General features: G+C 70.8%; 13 protein-coding genes. 9 read left to right on the forward strand and 4 right to left on the reverse strand.

Annotation, left to right across the window (positions count from 1 at the left end):
- Window positions 1–330: 330 nt before the first annotated feature.
- Entirely contained in the window at window positions 331–3,288 is a 2,958-nt protein-coding gene (gene afsR, locus AC067M_RS11185; RefSeq protein ID WP_478696725.1) for an SARP-family global regulator AfsR, read from the reverse strand.
- A gap of 209 nt (window positions 3,289–3,497) precedes the next feature.
- Between afsR and AC067M_RS11190 the strand changes: the two genes are divergently transcribed.
- From AC067M_RS11190 to AC067M_RS11200, 3 genes are all read left to right on the forward strand, one after another.
- Window positions 3,498–4,778: an amidohydrolase family protein gene (locus AC067M_RS11190; RefSeq protein ID WP_478696726.1), complete on the forward strand. Its 1,281-nt coding sequence runs from the start codon at window positions 3,498–3,500 to the stop codon at window positions 4,776–4,778.
- A complete protein-coding gene (locus AC067M_RS11195) occupies window positions 4,775–5,707 on the forward strand; it encodes an LLM class F420-dependent oxidoreductase (protein ID WP_478696727.1) in 933 nt (310 codons plus the stop codon). Before AC067M_RS11190 ends, AC067M_RS11195 begins: the two co-directional genes overlap by 4 nt.
- Window positions 5,708–5,799: 92 nt before the next feature.
- On the forward strand, window positions 5,800–6,453 hold the full coding sequence (locus AC067M_RS11200) for a LuxR C-terminal-related transcriptional regulator (RefSeq protein ID WP_478696728.1): 654 nt from the start codon (window positions 5,800–5,802) through the stop codon (window positions 6,451–6,453).
- A 24-nt stretch (window positions 6,454–6,477) separates the two neighbouring features.
- Here the strand turns inward: AC067M_RS11200 and AC067M_RS11205 are convergent, their stop codons facing one another.
- Together AC067M_RS11205 and AC067M_RS11210 are read right to left on the reverse strand one after the other, a co-directional pair.
- Complete coding sequence (locus AC067M_RS11205) at window positions 6,478–7,269, reverse strand: hypothetical protein (RefSeq protein WP_478696729.1); 792 nt, start codon at window positions 7,267–7,269, stop codon at window positions 6,478–6,480.
- Window positions 7,270–7,316: 47 nt separating this feature from the next.
- Window positions 7,317–8,051 (reverse strand): hypothetical protein, encoded by a 735-nt coding sequence (locus AC067M_RS11210; RefSeq protein WP_478696730.1) that lies wholly within the window; start codon window positions 8,049–8,051, stop codon window positions 7,317–7,319.
- 195 nt (window positions 8,052–8,246) lie between these two features.
- Between AC067M_RS11210 and AC067M_RS11215 the strand changes: the two genes are divergently transcribed.
- From AC067M_RS11215 to AC067M_RS11230, 4 genes are all read left to right on the forward strand, one after another.
- Entirely contained in the window at window positions 8,247–9,017 is a 771-nt protein-coding gene (locus tag AC067M_RS11215; protein ID WP_478696731.1) for an SDR family NAD(P)-dependent oxidoreductase, read from the forward strand.
- Window positions 9,018–9,132: 115 nt separating this feature from the next.
- Window positions 9,133–10,251, forward strand: a complete 1,119-nt coding sequence (locus tag AC067M_RS11220) for an LLM class flavin-dependent oxidoreductase (RefSeq protein ID WP_478696732.1) — start codon at window positions 9,133–9,135, stop codon at window positions 10,249–10,251.
- A 94-nt stretch (window positions 10,252–10,345) separates the two neighbouring features.
- On the forward strand, window positions 10,346–12,076 hold the full coding sequence (locus AC067M_RS11225; protein ID WP_478696733.1) for an N-acyl-D-amino-acid deacylase family protein: 1,731 nt from the start codon (window positions 10,346–10,348) through the stop codon (window positions 12,074–12,076).
- Window positions 12,073–13,524, forward strand: coding sequence for an aldehyde dehydrogenase family protein (locus tag AC067M_RS11230; protein WP_478696734.1), 1,452 nt, complete (start codon window positions 12,073–12,075; stop codon window positions 13,522–13,524). The genes AC067M_RS11225 and AC067M_RS11230 overlap by 4 nt, the downstream gene beginning before the upstream one ends.
- 15 nt (window positions 13,525–13,539) lie before the next feature.
- On the opposite strand, the gene AC067M_RS11235 is transcribed toward AC067M_RS11230, so the two are convergent.
- Window positions 13,540–13,932 (reverse strand): nitroreductase/quinone reductase family protein, encoded by a 393-nt coding sequence (locus AC067M_RS11235; RefSeq protein WP_478696735.1) that lies wholly within the window; start codon window positions 13,930–13,932, stop codon window positions 13,540–13,542.
- Window positions 13,933–14,017: 85 nt separating this feature from the next.
- On the opposite strand from AC067M_RS11235, the gene AC067M_RS11240 reads away from it, so the two are divergent.
- Window positions 14,018–14,848 (forward strand): endonuclease/exonuclease/phosphatase family protein, encoded by an 831-nt coding sequence (locus AC067M_RS11240; protein ID WP_478696879.1) that lies wholly within the window; start codon window positions 14,018–14,020, stop codon window positions 14,846–14,848.
- 173 nt (window positions 14,849–15,021) lie between these two features.
- A complete protein-coding gene (locus AC067M_RS11245) occupies window positions 15,022–16,134 on the forward strand; it encodes an NYN domain-containing protein (RefSeq protein WP_478696736.1) in 1,113 nt (370 codons plus the stop codon).
- The last annotated feature ends 73 nt before the right edge of the window (window positions 16,135–16,207 follow it).

Below are 16,207 nucleotides of genomic sequence, written 5' to 3' on the forward strand. Positions count from 1 at the left end.
TGTTGTAGTACTGGTGCCTGGTTCCTCGTGTCCCCCCCCCCCCCCCTCCCTCCCCCCCCCTCCCCCCACCCCCCCCCCCCCCCCCCCCCCCCCCCCCGTTCCCCCCCCCCCCCCCCCCCCGGCCGCTCAACCCTAGTTCGCCGGTGCGCGGCCACTGCGTCGACCCGTTTGCCCCCCGACACGACGGATCGACTGCCCCTGAGCATGGGGGACGGCGATAAACGAATGATGAACGCCGGAACGTAGGGGGCCCACCGCGGCGCCTCGACCCACCTCTACGGAGCCCTCAGCCCACCCGATGGGCTCCCTCAGCCCACCCGATGGGCTCCTTCAGCCCACCCCCACCGCCCCCAACAACTCCCGCACCCCCGCCGCCTCCGGCGCCCCCAACTCCTCGTAGATCCGCATCGCTTCCTCCCAGCACACCCGCGCCCGCCCCGTGTGCCCCACGCCGGTCAGGGCGTGGCCGAGAACCGTGAGGACGTTGCCGCGGCGCCATTCGCCGCCGATGCCCCGCAGGACCGTGAGGGCCATCTCGGCGTTGGCGGCGGCCTGGGCGTGGCGCTGGGCGGCGATGTCGACCTCGGCCAGGCGGAAGAGGGTCATGCCCTCCCACAGGCGCTGGCGGCTGTCGCGGAAGACGTCGAGTGCCTCGTGGAGGCGGTCGGAGGCGGCGTCGAGCCGGCCGCTCTGGGTGAGTGCCATGCCCAGCGCGTAGCGGCCGTTGGCGCCCCGCATGGAGTTGCCCATGGCGTCGTAGATCTCCCTGCCCTGCTCGGCGAGGGCGACGGCGCTCTGGGTGCGGCCCGTGGCGAGGTGGATGCGGGAGAGGTTGCACAGAATGGCGGCCTCGCCCGGCCGATCGCCCAGGGCGCGGAAGTGTTCGATCGCCTGGGAGAGGTGTACCTCGCCGTCCGAGGCGCGGCCCTGGTAGAGGGCGATGACCCCCCGGGCGTTTCCGGCCCAGCAGGCGGGCAGCAGGTCGTCGGCCTCGTGGGCGAGGCGGATCACCCGCTCCGCCTCCTGGTCGGCCATGTCGAAGCGCCCGCCGTCGAGGTGGGCGTGGGCCAGCGTCATCAGCGCGCGTGCCTCGACCTGGGGCACGTCCGCCCGCTGCGTGGCCTCCAGCAGCGCCTTCGCCGTGGCCTCGTACTCCCGGGAGTTCGCCCCGGACTCGGACAGGTCGAGCGCGGCCCACAGCAGGTCGATGGCGCGGGGCAGGGTGGTCGGGCGGGTGGCGGACTGGCGGGCCATGGACAGGAGGCAGTTGGCCTCGGTGTAGAGCCAGTCGCGGGCGGCGCGGCGGTCGGGGAAGACGATCCCCGGGTATTCGGTCGGAGCCAGGTGGTCCACCAGGCGGTCGCCCGGGCGCTCGATGGCGTACACCGCGGCCGCTGTGGCCAGGTAGAAGTCCAGCAGTCTGGACAGTGCCGCCTCGCGCTCGTTCGGCAGCCACTCGTCCCGCTCCGCGCACGCACGCGCGTAGAGTCGGACCAAGTCGTGGAAGCGGTAGCGACCCGGCGCCGCCGACTCCAGCAGCGACGTGTCGACCAGGGACTCCATCAGATCCTCGGTGTCCTCCACCGGCAGATCCAGGACCGCCGCTGCCGCCGCCAGCGAGATGTCCGGACCGTCGGCCAGCCCCAGCAGACGAAACGCTCGGGCCTGAGCGGTCTCCAACTGCCCGTACCCCAGCTCGAACGTCGCCTTCACCGCCAGGTCGCCCGCCTGGAGTTCGTCGAGTCGCCGGCGTTCGTCCGCGAGCTTGGCCGCGAGGACGGACACCGTCCAGGTGCGGCGGGCGGCGAGGCGGGAGGCGGCGATGCGGATGGCGAGGGGGAGGAAGCCGCAGGCGGCGACCACGTCGAGGGCGGCCTCGCGTTCTGAGCGGACCCGCTCCTCGCCGACGATCCGCGTGAAGAGGGACAGCGCCTCGTCGGGGGACATGACGTCCAGGTCGACCAGGTGGGCCCCGGCGAGGTCCACCATCCGCATCCGGGAGGTCACCAGAGCGGCGCACCCCTCCGTGCCGGGCAGGAGCGGGCGTACTTGAGCGGCGTCACGGGCGTTGTCCAGCAGCACGAGCACCCGCCGGCCGTCCAGCACCGAGCGGTACAGGGCGGCGCGCTCCTCCAGGGAGTCGGGGATCGCCGAGTCCGCCGTACCGAGGGCGCGCAGGAAGGAGCCGAGGACGGTCTCCGGTTCCGCGGCCCGCTGTCCCGCGCCCTGGAGGTCGACGTACAACTGCCCGTCCGGGAAGGCCCCGCGCGCCTGGTGGGCGACGTGCACGGCGAGGGTCGTCTTGCCGACGCCGCCGATGCCCGCGAGCGCGGACACCGCCATCACGCGGCCGTCCGCCGACGCCAGCACCTCGCTGAGTTCGGCGACGAAGGATGCCCGGCCGGTGAAGTCGGGCACGGTGGCCGGGAGTTGAGCGGGGCGGACGGGGGCGGGGGCCGGTTCGGTGACCGGTGCCGACGGCTCGGCGAGGGCCGGGTCCGCCTGGAGGATGCGCTGCTGCAACTCGCGCAGACCGGGACGGGGATCCACGCCCAGTTCGTCGGCGAGCAGCCGGCGGGTGTCGGCGTAGACGGCGAGCGCCTCGGCCTGGCGGCCCGCGCGGTACAGGGCCAGCATCAGCAGTTCCCGCAGCCGCTCCCGCAGCGGATGGGCCGCCGTCAGCGCGGTGAGCTCCGAGACCGCCTCCGCGTGGCAGCCCTGCTCCAGGTCCATGTCCAGGCGGGTTTCGAGCAGTTGGAGCCGCCATTCCTCCAGGCGGACCCGTTGTGTCTCGGCGTACGGGCCGGGGACCCCGGCCAGCGCCGCGCCGTCCCACAGGCCCAGCGCCCGGTTCAGCACGCTCCGCGCATGGGACAGGTCCCCGGCCCCGCGCGCCTTCTCCGCCTCCGCCGCCAGCTCCTGCGCCACCGCCAGGTCCAGGGCGCCTTCCCCGAGGCCGCGCACCGCGTAACCGCCGGACTCGCTCGCCAGGACGCCCGGGTCGAGCACCTTGCGCAGCCGGGAGGCGTACGTGCGCAGCGCGGCCAGTGCCTGGGACGGCGGGTCCTCGCCCCACAGCGCGTCGATCAGCTCGCCCGCGGTCGCCGTACGGCCCTCGCGCAGCAACAGGGCGGCGAGCAGGGCGCGTTGCTGGGGAGAACCGGACGCCAGCGACTGCTCGCCGCGCCAGGCGCGCACCGGGCCGAGCAGGCTGAAGCGCAGGGCCGCCGGCTCCTCGGAGGAGCCGGGCCGCCTCTGCTCGGGCACGCGCGGTACACCGTCGTCCATCGGGGTCCCCCTAGGCATCCTCAACCACTACGTCAGTTTGCCTTGTCCTTGGCGGACACGTCAGCCGGGCGAGACGCCGATCACGGGCGGGACACAGCCGGACGCACAGGACATCACAAGCCCCTCACACACTCTGCGCACACTTCCGCACAGAGTCGAACGGTACCTGGTTCCTGACGACCCGTCAGATTGGCGCTACCGTGAGCCTCATGGAGACCGAGCCCACGCGTACCAGTGACACGCTTCCGGAGACCGACTCCCTCACCCTTCCGCAGATCATCTCCGTGGACGACCACACCGTAGAGCCCCCGGACGTCTGGCAGGACCGCCTCCCGAAGAAGTACCGGGACGTCGGCCCCCGGATCGTCCGCGCCCCGCTGAAGGAGATGACCTTCCTCGGCGGCCGCTTCAAGCCCGTCATGGGCCGCCCCGGCGACGAGGGACCGGTCGGCGACTGGTGGGTCTACGAGGACCTGCACCGCCCGCTGACCCGCCTCGACACCGCCGTCGGCTACGACCGGGACGAGATCCGCCTGGAGGTCATCACCTACGAGCAGATGCGCCCGGGGTCGTACGACGTGCCGCAGCGCCTCGCCGACATGGACGTCAACCACGTCCAGTCGGCCTTGTGCTTCCCCACCTTCCCCCGCTTCTGCGGCCAGACCTTCACCGAGGCCAAGGACCACGAGCTGGGCCTGCTGTGCGTCCGGGCCTACAACGACTGGATGGTGGAGGAGTGGTGCGGCCCGGACGCCCAAGGGCGGCTGATACCCCTCACCCTCATCCCCCTCTGGGACGCCGAGCTGGCGGCCCAGGAGGTCCGCCGCAACGCCGAACGGGGCGTGCGCGCCGTCGCCTTCTCCGAGATACCCCCGCACCTCGGCCTGCCCTCCGTCCACACCGACGACTGGGACCCCTTCCTCGCCGCCTGCGCCGAGACCGGCACCGTCATCGCCATGCACATCGGCTCCAGCAGCCGTATGCCCTCCACCTCCGCCGACGCCCCGCCCGCCGTCGGCTCCACCATCACCTTCGCCAACTGCTGCTTCTCGATGGTCGACTGGCTGATGAGCGGCAAGTTCGAGCGCTTCCCCGGCCTGAGGGTCATGTACGCGGAGGGCCAGATCGGCTGGATCCCCTACATCCTGGAGCGCGCCGACGTGGTGTGGGAGGAGAACCGGGGCTGGGGCGGCGTCGCCGACAAGGTGCACCGGCCGCCGTCCGAACTCTTCGCCGAGCACGTCTACGGCTGCTTCTTCGACGACGCCTTCGGGCTCAGGAACCTCGACTCCATCGGTGTCGGGAACGTCCTCTACGAGACCGACTACCCCCACTCCGACTCCACCTGGCCCAAGTCACGCGAGGTCGGCGAGGCCCAGATGGGCCACCTGCCCGCCGACGTCGTCGAGCGGATCGTCCGAGGCAACGCGATCCGCCTGCTGGGGCTCACCCCGGAAGGCCTGTGGCCGGGCGGCGGCGGTGCCCGGTGAGCACCGGCCTCGTCTACGGCATCCAGCTCCCCGTCCAGTCCCAGTCCACGATCTACGCCGAAGCCTGGGAGGCCGGCGCGGGCCCCGACGACCTCGTCGCCGTCGCCCGCGCCGCCGACCGGGCCGGTTTCGCCTACGTCGCCTGCTGCGACCACGTCGCCATACCCCGCCGCCTCGCGCCCGCGATGAGCACGGTCTGGTACGACCCCGTGGCCACCCTCGCCCACCTCGCGGCCGTGACCGGGCGCGTCCGCCTGCTCGCCCATGTCGCGGTGATCGGACTGCGCCACCCCCTGGTGACCGCCAAGCAGTACGCCACCCTCGACCACATCAGCGGGGGGCGCCTGATCCTCGGGGTGGGGGCGGGGCACGTAAGGGAGGAGTTCGAGGCGTTGGGGGTGGACTTCGAGCGGCGGGGCGCGGTACTCGACGAGACGATCGACGCGCTGCGCGCCGCGCTGGGGGAGGAGGAGTTCCCGTCCCACCACGGCAAGACGTACGACTTCGAAGGCCTCGGCCAGCGACCCCGGCCCGCCCAGGCGCGGGTGCCGCTGTGGGTCGGCGGATCCTCCCCGGCCGCCGTGCGCCGGGCCGCGCTCAAGGGGGACGGCTGGCTGCCCCAGGGCGACCCGAGGGACCGGCTGCCCGCGCAGATCGAGACCATCCGGCGGCTGCGCGGGGACGAGGGTGAGCCGCTCACGATCGGCGCCATCACCGAGCCGCTCTACGTCGGCACCCCCGACTGGGATGTGGGCCGCCGTACCCTCACCGGGCCGCCGGAGGTGCTCGCCGAGTCGCTGCGCGCCTACGGGGCGATGGGCGTGCACCAGATCCAGGTGCGCTTCCGCTGCCGAAGTCGTACCGAACTCACCGACCAGATGGCCGAGTTCGGCGCGGAGGTGGGCCCGCTGCTCGACTCTTCCTCCTGAGTGACGGTTCTTTGAACGTTTGAACATGTCCACGCCGAGTCGCGTATGTACGAACGTACGGACGTGATGGTTCCGGCGGAAGGACACGTACAGTGCGATCCTCCCAGCGACTCTCCGTTGCCCTCGCCTGCGCCGACGGCGAGTGGCCGCACACCGACTGGCCGTCCCCGGACGACCGATACGTGGGCCGGGCCGAGCACCTGACCCCGCCCTTCCGCATCCCCAGAACCGTCGACGTCGTCCTCCTGCACTGCGCGGAGCCGTCGGAGTCCCTCCCGGACCTGCTGAAGGCGCTGGGCGACCGCAGTGTTCCGGTGATCGTCGTCAGCCCGCGCCAGGACACCGAGGTGGTGGTCGAGGTGTTCCGGGGCGGCGCGGGCTACCTGGTCGAGGGCGACTACTGCACCCACATGCTGTCGTCGGCCGTGATGGCGGCCACCGTCGGGCACACCTACCTCTCGCCCACCGCCTGCGCCGCGCTGCGTGAGGGGGCCCGGCGCATGCCCACGGCCGGTGACGCCCTCGAACGGCTGCGCGCGCTGCTCTCGCCGCGCGAACGCCAGATCATGGAGCTGCTGTCGACCGGCCTGGGCGCGCAGGAGATCAGCCTGCGGTTACGGCTGAGCGAGAAGACCGTCCGCAACAACCTCAGCAACATCTACGCCAAGCTCGACGCCCGGGGCAGCACGGACGCGGTCCTGCGATGGCTCGGGGCCACCCCGGCCGCGCCCGTGCTTCGCACCTGAGAACGGTGCTCGTGAGAACGTCCCTCAGGGGGCCGGGACCTCCGACAGCGGTATCTCGACGTCGGTGACGTTGTCGCCGCCCTCATCGAATCCGGGCTCGGCGCGAAGACTGTTCGTCGAGTTCTGGATTCCCGACGCCTCGGGGGTCCCGCACTTCACGTTGCGCAGCCAGAGGCGGCCGTCCGGAGTTCCGTTCTTCAGGAGCTGCGGATAGAAGACGTGCACGCTTGTGCCGCCCTCGCTCGGGGCGAAGAAGACCTTCTGGCCGTTCTGCTCCTCCTTGTACGTGGCCTTGAGGAATCCGCTCACGTCGGTGCGCTTGGCGGACCACATGAAGAATCCGACGCTGTCCGGCTGCACGGTGTCGGAGCGGCTGAACGCCAGAGTGGTGGTCTTGTCGTCGCGTGTGATGTTGATTTCCGAGGTGCTGAACTTCAGGCCGATCTCGAAGAAGGAGTTCCCCAGCTTGGTGTCGGCGCCGGCGGTGAATCCGTCCTCGAGTTGGATGGTTCGGGTGACGGACGTGCTCACGTTGAACGTACTCGTCGCCGCGGTCGTCGTTCCGCAGTTCTCGGTCACGGGCGAAACGCGCTGATTGGGCCCGAGGCTGTTCGCCTTGAACTGGACATCGACGAACTCGCAGTTCTCCAGTTTTCCGGAGTCCGCGGCACAGTCGGCGGTCACCTCGGAGGGGGTGGCGGCACCGGCCGGGTTCATCAGGGGGATGGCCACGGCGAGTGCCGCGACGGGGGCCAGGGCGAGGGTGATGCGCTTCTTCCTGCTGCGGTGGCTTCTCGGACGGTCGGCGCGGGTCATGATGATCTCCTGGAGGGAAAGTGCTGGTGGGGGGAGTGGTCAGTGGGTCAGCAGTCCGCCAGGACCGCCTTGGACGTGCCGTCCACGACACCGGGCGCGCCGGCCGCTCCGGGCAGGACCACGGGTCCCTCGACGACCTCCGGCGCGACGAAGTTCTGCTCGGGGGTGGCGTTGGTGACGGTCGTCGCCTCGCGGGCGTCGATCCGCACCCGCCATTCGCCGGTCATGCGCTGCATCTTCGGCGTGAACTCCATGTGGAGCACCTTGCCGACCGGTACCTCCCGCTGTTCCGTGGCGCCCGCGGTCGCCGACTTCACGGTCATGTCCAGGGTTCCCTTGTGTTTCACCCAGGACCCGCTCAGGAATCCGAAGAGGCCTCCGCCGCCGCCCTGCTGGGTCACCGAGTACTTGCCCTCTCCCTGAGCCGTGGTGGCCGACCAGGTGACGGACACCTTCGCCGGGTCGGTGGCATTCGGCTCGCAGTTCGGGAAATCGATGGACGCCTTCTCGGTGGGGCCGTCGAAGGTCTCGAACTTCGTCTCGACGAAATCGCAGTTGTCGGCCTGGAACCCGTCCGCGAAACCGCCGTTGAAGTCACGCACCGAGCGCTGCTTGCCGTTGACGACCGCGGACCTCTCGCACATCGACATGATCTGCTCCGGCGTCTTCTCGTCGGCCGCGTTCGCCGACGGAAGCAGGGTGATGACGGCCCCGCCGGTCGCCAGCGCCGCACCGATCGCCACGTACCGGACCTTCCTGTTCTTCAGTCTCCTCTTGGCCATGCGGGCCTCCGTCCTTGAGGATTGTTTTACCTGGCCGTGAAGGATTATTGGGGCCCCGTGCAGGCCCTGGACAGAGTCAAATGTCCCTACTTGCAAGTCACTTGATGTGTACTTGTGCAATCACCGTTCTGCTATCTGACGGATCGTCAGCTACGGCGGTACGATGCTGAGCCCACCGATGTGAAGGGGGCTCGCATGGGCAAGCTGGACGGCCGAGTCGTGATCGTCACCGGGGCCGCGCGCGGACAGGGGGAGCAGGAGGCGCGCCTGTTCGCGGCGGAGGGCGCGAGGGTCGTCGTCGCCGACGTCCTCGACGAACCGGGCGAGACCCTCGCGAAGGAACTCGGCGCGCTGTACGTCCATCTCGACGTGGGGGAGGAGGACGACTGGCGCTCCGCCGTCACCGCCGCCAAGGACGCGTACGGCCATGTCGACGGGCTCGTCAACAACGCCGGCATCCTCCGCTTCAACGCCCTCGTCGACACGCCCCTCGACGAGTTCATGCAGGTCGTACGGGTCAACCAGGTCGGCTGCTTCCTCGGCGTCAGGACCGTGGCGCCCGCGATGGAGGACGGCGGCACCATCGTCAACACCGCCTCGTACACCGGGGTGACCGGGATGGCGGCCGTGGGGGCGTACGCGGCCACCAAGCACGCCATCCTCGGGCTCACCCGGGTCGCCGCGCTGGAGCTGGCGCCTCGCCGCATCAGGGTCAACGCCATGTGCCCCGGCGCCATCGACACCGCCATGTCCAACCCGGCCCTCCTCGACCCGTCCGCCGACGGCGAGGAGACCTCCCGGGCCCTCGACGAGCTGTACCGCAGGCTCGTCCCGCTGGGCCGGATCGGGCGGCCGGAGGAGGTGGCGCGTCTCGCGCTCTTCCTCGCCTCCGACGACTCCTCCTACATCACCGGGCAGCCGTTCGTGATCGACGGCGGCTGGCTCGCCGGGGTCAGCATCATCTGAAGATCCGCACCATCTGACGGCCAGTCAGCTATTGACGGTCCACGGGCCCGGTGCCACAGTCGGCGGCAAGCCAATCTGACGCATCGTCAGAAACAACTGGGGACGGTGAACCTCCTTGGAATTCGGGCTCTTTGTACAGGGATACGTCGGCAAGCGCGCCGAGACCGACCCGCTCGCCGAGCACAAGGCGCTGATGGAGGAGACCGAGTACGTCATCCAGGCGGACCGCTCCGGGTTCAAGTACGCCTGGGCGTCCGAGCACCACTTCCTGGAGGAGTACTCCCACCTCTCCGCGAATGACGTCTTCCTGGGGTACCTGGCACACGCGACCGAGCGGATCCATCTCGGGTCGGGGATCTTCAACCCCCTCGCCCAGGTCAACCACCCCGTGAAGGTCGCCGAGAAGGTGGCCATGCTCGACCATCTCAGCCAGAACCGCTTCGAGTTCGGCTCCGGCCGGGGCGCGGGCTCGCACGAGATCCTCGGCTTCCTCCCAGGCATCACCGACATGAACCACACCAAGGAGATCTGGGAAGAGACCATCGCCGAGTTCCCCAAGATGTGGCTCCAGGGCGAGTACGTCGGCTTCAAGGGCAAGCACTGGCAGCTCCCGCCGAGGAAGGTCCTGCCCAAGCCGTACGGCAAGTCCCACCCGGCGATGTGGTACGCCGCCGGGTCGCCGCCGTCGTACGCGATGGCCGCGCGCAAGGGGCTGGGTGTGCTCGGCTTCAGTGTGCAGAAGGTCTCCGACATGGAGTGGGTGCTCGAGCAGTACAAGACGGCCGTCGTGGACGCCGAGCCCGTCGGGGACTTCGTCAACGACAACGTGATGGTGACGACCACGGCCATCTGCGCGCCGACGCACGACGAGGCGATACGGATCGCCGTGAGCGGCGGGCTGCACTATCTGCCGTCGCTGGTCTTCCGGTACCACGACACGTTCCCGCGGCCCGAGGGGTTCCCGGTGTGGCCGGAGACGCTGCCCGAGTACAACGAGGAGTTCATCGAACTGCTCGTGGCTGAGGAGCTGTTGATCTGCGGGGACCCGGAGGAAGTGCTCACGCAGTGCAAGCGGTGGGAGCAGGCGGGGGCGGATCAGTTGAGCTTCGGGTTGCCCGTCGGGGTGCCGAAGGAGGAGACGCTCCAGACCATTCGGCTGATCGGGGAGCACGTGATTCCGAAGATCGACACGGATCCTGTGCACAGGACTACGCGCTTTCGGCAGGGGGCGTGAGCGCCGTCGCGGACTGCGGGCCGTCGTGGCTGGTCGCGCAGTTCCCCGCGCCCTTGAGCAGGACAGCCCCTCGGAGTTCATGGAGGTGAGCCCCGTGCTTGATCACGTCGTCAAGGGTGCGACCGTCGTGGACGGGACCGGAGCGCCCGCGTTCACTGCCGACGTCGGCATACGAGGCGGCCGTATCGCCGTCATCGGGAAGGTCACCGAAGAGACGAGTACGTCCGAGGACGCCGACGGACTGATCCTCGCCCCCGGCTTCGTCGACCCCCACACCCACTACGACGCCCAGCTCTTCTGGGACCCCTACGCAACGCCCTCCCTCAACCACGGAGTCACCACCGTCGCCGGCGGGAACTGTGGGTTCACGCTCGCGCCGCTGAACCCGGATCGTCCCGAGGACGCCGACTACACCCGCCGGATGATGTCCAAGGTGGAGGGGATGTCACTGGTGGCGTTGGAGGAGGGGGCGCCCTGGAGTTGGAGTTCCTTCGGGGAGTACCTGGATGCTCTGGAGGGGCGGATCGCGGTCAACGCCGGTTTCATGGTGGGGCACTGCGCGCTGCGGCGGTACGTGATGGGACCGCAGGCGATCGGCGGGCAGCCGACCAAGGAGCAGTTGGCGCAGATCGTGCGGCTGCTGCACGAGGCCATGGACGCCGGGGCCTGGGGATTCTCCACAACCCAGTCGTCGACCCACTCCGACGGTGACGGACAGCCGGTCGCGTCCCGGCACGCGCACCCCGCCGAGCTGCTGGCGCTCGCCCAGGCCGTGGGGGAGCACGAGGGGACGCAGATCGAGGCGATTGTCGCGGGCTGCCTGGACCAGTTCAGCGATGCCGAGATCGATTTGTTCGTGGAGCTGAGCGCGACCGCCGGACGGCCCCTGAACTGGAACGTCCTGACCGTCGACGCGGCCGTGCCGGAGCGGGTGCCCAGGCAGCTGGAGGCGAGTGAGCGGGCGCGGAAGTCGGGCGGTCGGGTCGTGGCGCTGACCATGCCGATCCTCACGCCGATGAACATGTCCCTGGGCACCTTCTGCGCGCTGAACCTGATTCCGGGGTGGGGGCCGGTCCTGGGGCTGCCCGTGCCGGAGCGGATCGAGAGGCTGCGGGACCCGGCCGTACGGGCGGAGATGCTGAAGCGGGCCGACTCCAAGGAAGCGGGGGTGTTCCGGCGGCTTGCCGACTTCGGGCGGTACGTCATCGGGGACACGTACAGCGAGGTGAACCGGGGTCTGACCGGGCGGGTGGTGCGGGACATCGCGGCGGAGCGCGGACAGGACCCGTTCGCCTGTCTGGTGGAGATCTGCGCGAACGACGAGCTGCGTACGGTGCTGTGGCCCATGCCCACCGACAACGACCCGGCGTCCTGGGCCCTGCGGGCCGAGACCTGGCAGCACGAGGACGTCCTGCTCGGCGGCTCCGACGCGGGCGCGCACCTGGACCGCATGTGCGGAGCCCCGTACACCACGCGCTTCCTCGGTGACTGCCTGCGGGGCCGGAAGCTGGTCGGTCTGGAGCAGGCGGTGCGGATGCTGACGGACGACCCGGCGCGGTTGTTCGGGCTGCGGGAGCGGGGCCGGGTACGGGAGGGCTGGCATGCCGACCTGGTCCTCTTCGACCCGGAGCGGATCGACGCGGGCAAGGCCACCCTGGTGCACGACCTGCCGGGTGACAGTCCGCGGCTGGACTCCAAGGCGATCGGCGTACGCGCCGTGTGGGTCAACGGGGTCGAGGTGATCCGGGACGACGCGGTGACGGGCGCCGTACCGGGACGGGTGCTGCGGTCCGGGCGGGACACCGAGACGGTGAGCACCAAGTGAGCGACGGGCAGCGGCTGTTCGTCGGTGGTGAGTGGGTCGAGCCGGACGGCGGGCACTACGCCGTCCTCGACCCGGCGACCGAGGAAACCGTCGGGTGGGCGCCGGAGGCCTCGCGGGATCAGGTGCACGCGGCCTGCGCCGCGGCCCGCGAGGCCTTCGGGCCGTGGTCGCGCACGCCCGTCGAGGAGCGGGCGGCGGTGCTGGCGCGGGCGGCGGACCTGGTCCGGGAGCGGCTGGTGCCGTACGCCGAGCTCGCCCAGGCCGAGACCGGGGCGACGACCGGGACGGCCCGGGGCATGCAGGTGGGTGTCGGCGCGGCCCGTTTCCGGCGGTACGCGCGCGTGGAGCCGGCCGAGTGGGCGATCCCGCCCCAGATCAACGAGGCCGGGCCCATGGGGAAGGCCGGCGTGATGGGCGCGCTGGCGGTGCGGCAGCCCGTGGGCGTGGTCACCTGCATCACCTCGTACAACAACCCGTGGGCGAACCCGGCGGGCAAGATCGCGCCGGCGCTGGCCATGGGCAACACGGTGGTGGTGAAGCCCGCGCCGCAGGATCCGCTGTCGGTGTACCGGATGGCGGAGGCACTGGAGGCGGCGGGTGCGCCGGCGGGTGTGGTGAACGTGGTCTCCGGGCGCTCGGTCGAGGTCGGCGAGGCGGCCGTGGACTCCCCGGACGTCGACATGGTCAGCTTCACCGGCTCCACGGCGGTGGGGCAGCGCATCGCCGAGGTGTGCGGGCGCGGCATGAAACGCCAGCTGATGGAGCTGGGCGGGAAGGGCGCGGCCCTCGTCTTCGACGACGCGGACCTCGCCTCGGCGGTCGCCGGGATCGGCACGACCTTCTCCTTCTACAGCGGCCAGATCTGCACCGCGCCGACCCGGGTACTGGCCCAGCGGGGCGTGTACGACCGCCTCGTGGAGCAACTGGCCGCGTACGCCCGCCGATTGAAGGTGGGCGATCCAAGGGAGCGGGACACGGTGGTCGGCCCGGTGATCTCCGCGGCGCACCGCGACCGGGTGGAGTCCTACGTGGAGACGGGCCGCAAGGAGGGCGCGGTGGTGGTGACGGGAGGCGAACGCCCGCCGTACGACCGGGGTTTCTACGTCGTCCCCGCCCTCCTCGCCGACTGCTCCCCGGACATGCGGGTGGTCCGCGAGGAGATCTTCGGCCCCGTCGTCTCCGTCCTCCCCTTCGACGACGAGGAGGAGGGCGTCGCCCTCGCCAACGACTCCGACTACGGCCTCATCGACTACGTCTGGACCGGCGACGTGGCCCGCGCCTTCCGCGTGGCCCGCCTGCTGAGGGCCGGCGGCGTCGGGATCAACACCGTCGGCCGCAACATGGAGGCACCGTTCGGGGGCTTCAAGAGGAGCGGGGTCGGCCGGGACGTGGGCTCGTACGCCCTGCACGCCTACAGCGAGGTGCAGGCCATCGTGTGGCCCGGCTGAGGCGAGGCGAACCGGTCATTCCCCCAGATCCACGCGCACGGTCAGCAGGTTCGTCCCGAGCGCCCGTACCGCCGTGCTGTTGAAGCGGGGCAGGGCGCGCAGGCGGGCCACGGGGTCGTCGTCGGGCAGCAGGTGCGCCGTGCCGGTGTGCCAGCGGCCCCGGATCCGCACCCGGACCTTCGGGTTCGCCCGGATGTTGCGCACGTACTGGGACCGGTCACCGAACTCCGACACCAGCCAGAAGGAGTCGCCGACCCGTCGGCCGCCCACCGGCGTCTGACGGGGCAGCCCGGAGACGCGGCCCGTGGTCTCCAGGACCGTCTGGAGGGGAAGGCGGCGCAGCAGGGGGTTGATCCGGCGCTGGAAGGCCGTGGTGGCGCGGAATCTGACATCGGTGAGACGGGACATCGTCCGTACGACTCCTTCACACAACGCGCTCGAACTGTTGCTTCAATGGTCCCCCACGCTGCGGAACGAGAGCGGGTGGCTGCGGATGCGTGTGGTGACCTGGAACCTGTGGTGGCGCTTCGGCCCCTGGGAGACACGCCAGAAGGCGATCCTCGAGACCTTGCGGGAGCTGCGCCCCGACGTGGTCGGCCTCCAGGAGGTGTGGGCCACCGGCGGGGAGAACCTCGCGGAGTGGCTGGCCGGTGAGCTGGGCCTGCACTGGGCCTGGGCGCCCTCACCCGCGCCGGAGCGCTGGCAGCGGCGGATCGGGGACGCCACGGTCGACATCGGCAACGCGGTGCTGAGCCGCTACCCCGTGCTGGAGCAGGAGGCACTGCGCCTGCCCGCACCCCCCGACCTCGACGACGGCCGCCTCGCCCTCTACACCCGCCTCGCCACACCCACCCACGAGGTCCCCTTCTTCACCGTCCACCTCACCTCACCCCCGCACGCCTCCGCCGTACGCTGCCACCAGGTCACCGCACTCGCCGAGTTCGTCGCGCGCCACCGCGGCGACACCCCGTTCCCACCCGTCGTCACCGGCGACTTCAACGCCTGCCCCGACTCCGACGAGATCCGCCTCTTCGGCGGCTACAGGACCGCCCCGGCCGTACCCCGCCAGGTCCTCTACGACGCCTGGGAGTACGCCGACCCGACGGCACCCTCCGCCACGTGGGACACGACCAACCCGTACGTCGCGGCGGTCGGCGACCCGAGCGCACGCATCGACTACATCCACGTCGGCCGACCGGGCCCCGACCGCCTGGGGCGTGTACGGGCGGTACGGCGGGCGGGGGCCGGCCCGGTGGACGGGGTGTGGCCTTCGGACCATGCGGCGGTGGTGGCGGAGTTGGCGGAGTTGGCGGACGCCGACTGACCGGTTGGCTGTCCCCATGCCTCAGCCCGGCCGCGTGCTGACATCTGCCGCGTGCCGCGCGAGGGGCTCCCGGAAATCTCCCGATCGGCAGATGTGCCGTACGACCTGCGCTGGAAGAGTCGTTGGCACGACTCCGGAATCCGCCGGGGAACGGGAGGAAGACGGAATCAGACATGGTGCAGTCGGCGAGCGAGGAGTATGTCCGGGAGAGCGGCCCCCGCATCGTGCCCCGGAGTCACTGGTGGTCGAGATGGCCCGAGTGGTCCTCCTACCTGGCGGTGGTCTGGTCGCTGCTCTATGGACTGGCGGGTCTGCACTGGGCCCTCGGTGGCGACGGCTATCCCTTCGCGCGCACCATCGACGACCGTTCCTCGGCGTCGATCCTGGAGCCCAGCAGCTCTTCGGTGGTCGCACCCGTCATAGCGGGCTTCGGCGCGGTCGGCGTAGTCGTCGGGGTTCTGATGCTGCGGGGCCGGGGAAGCGGCCGGCAACGCAAGGCGCTGCTGACCTTCGGCTGGCTGGCTGCCGGTGTGCTGACCTTCCTGATCCCCGACTACTCGCTGCTCGGCCTGGTGGCGTTCTCGCCGGCCCTGCTGGTGTTCGTCTTCACGGGCGTGCCCGGGGACCAAGTCCTGGCGGACATTCTGTACTGGCACCGCGGAAACCTGGTCATCGTCTTCGTCGGCGGTCTGGTGTGGGCCGCGGCCACGCTGGCCTATCAGCGGCGCACGGGCGGGCAGTGCGTGCGCTGCGGGCGCGGGCCGCGGGCCGCCGCGTGGACCGAGCCGGCCACGGCACTGCGCTGGGGGCGCTGGGCGGTGTGGACGGCGGTTCTCTCCACCCTCCCGTACGACATCACACGCATCGCCTGGTACTTCGGCTGGCCGCTGGGCATCACGGACGACTTTATGAAGGAGATGCAGGACACGCCGTACATGATGGAGATCGGCCTGGGCCTGGGAGTGGTCTCCACCCTCGGCAGCCTGCTGACGCACGGACTGGTCAGCAGGTGGGGCGAGGTGTGGCCGCGCTGGGTGCCCTTCAAGAGGGGCCGGACGATCCACCCGGCCACCGCGATCGTGCCCGCCTCCCTCGTCGCGGTCGTCCTCATCCCCGGCGGTCTGATGAACATCCGCGCCTACGAGGCGGACATGTGGGGCACCACCGGGCCGGGGATGTTCTGGCTGGTGTGGGGAGCAGCGCTCGGAGTCGCGACCTACTCGTACCACCTGCGGCGCCGCGGCCAGTGCCGGCACTGCGGCCGGGGCGCGCGCCGGCTCCCCTGACGAGGGCGAGGACTTCGTCGCCGCCCGTACGCGCTACGGCTTGGACAAATGGTCCCCTCCTCAGCCCGCGTAG

It is taken from the genome of Streptomyces sp. NPDC043427 (assembly GCF_056436655.1).

What these genes read in the sequence shown, in the direction of transcription:
- AC067M_RS11240 (WP_478696879.1), top strand. Translation starts at nt 14,018, where the DNA reads ATGCGTGTGGTGACCTGGAACCTGTGGTGGCGCTTCGGCCCCTGGGAG.
- AC067M_RS11210 (WP_478696730.1), bottom strand. Translation starts at nt 8,051, where the DNA reads ATGGCCAAGAGGAGACTGAAGAACAGGAAGGTCCGGTACGTGGCGATC.
- AC067M_RS11245 (WP_478696736.1), top strand. Translation starts at nt 15,022, where the DNA reads ATGGTGCAGTCGGCGAGCGAGGAGTATGTCCGGGAGAGCGGCCCCCGC.
- afsR (WP_478696725.1), bottom strand. Translation starts at nt 3,288, where the DNA reads ATGGACGACGGTGTACCGCGCGTGCCCGAGCAGAGGCGGCCCGGCTCC.
- AC067M_RS11215 (WP_478696731.1), top strand. Translation starts at nt 8,247, where the DNA reads ATGGGCAAGCTGGACGGCCGAGTCGTGATCGTCACCGGGGCCGCGCGC.
- AC067M_RS11205 (WP_478696729.1), bottom strand. Translation starts at nt 7,269, where the DNA reads ATGACCCGCGCCGACCGTCCGAGAAGCCACCGCAGCAGGAAGAAGCGC.
- AC067M_RS11190 (WP_478696726.1), top strand. Translation starts at nt 3,498, where the DNA reads ATGGAGACCGAGCCCACGCGTACCAGTGACACGCTTCCGGAGACCGAC.
- AC067M_RS11235 (WP_478696735.1), bottom strand. Translation starts at nt 13,932, where the DNA reads ATGTCCCGTCTCACCGATGTCAGATTCCGCGCCACCACGGCCTTCCAG.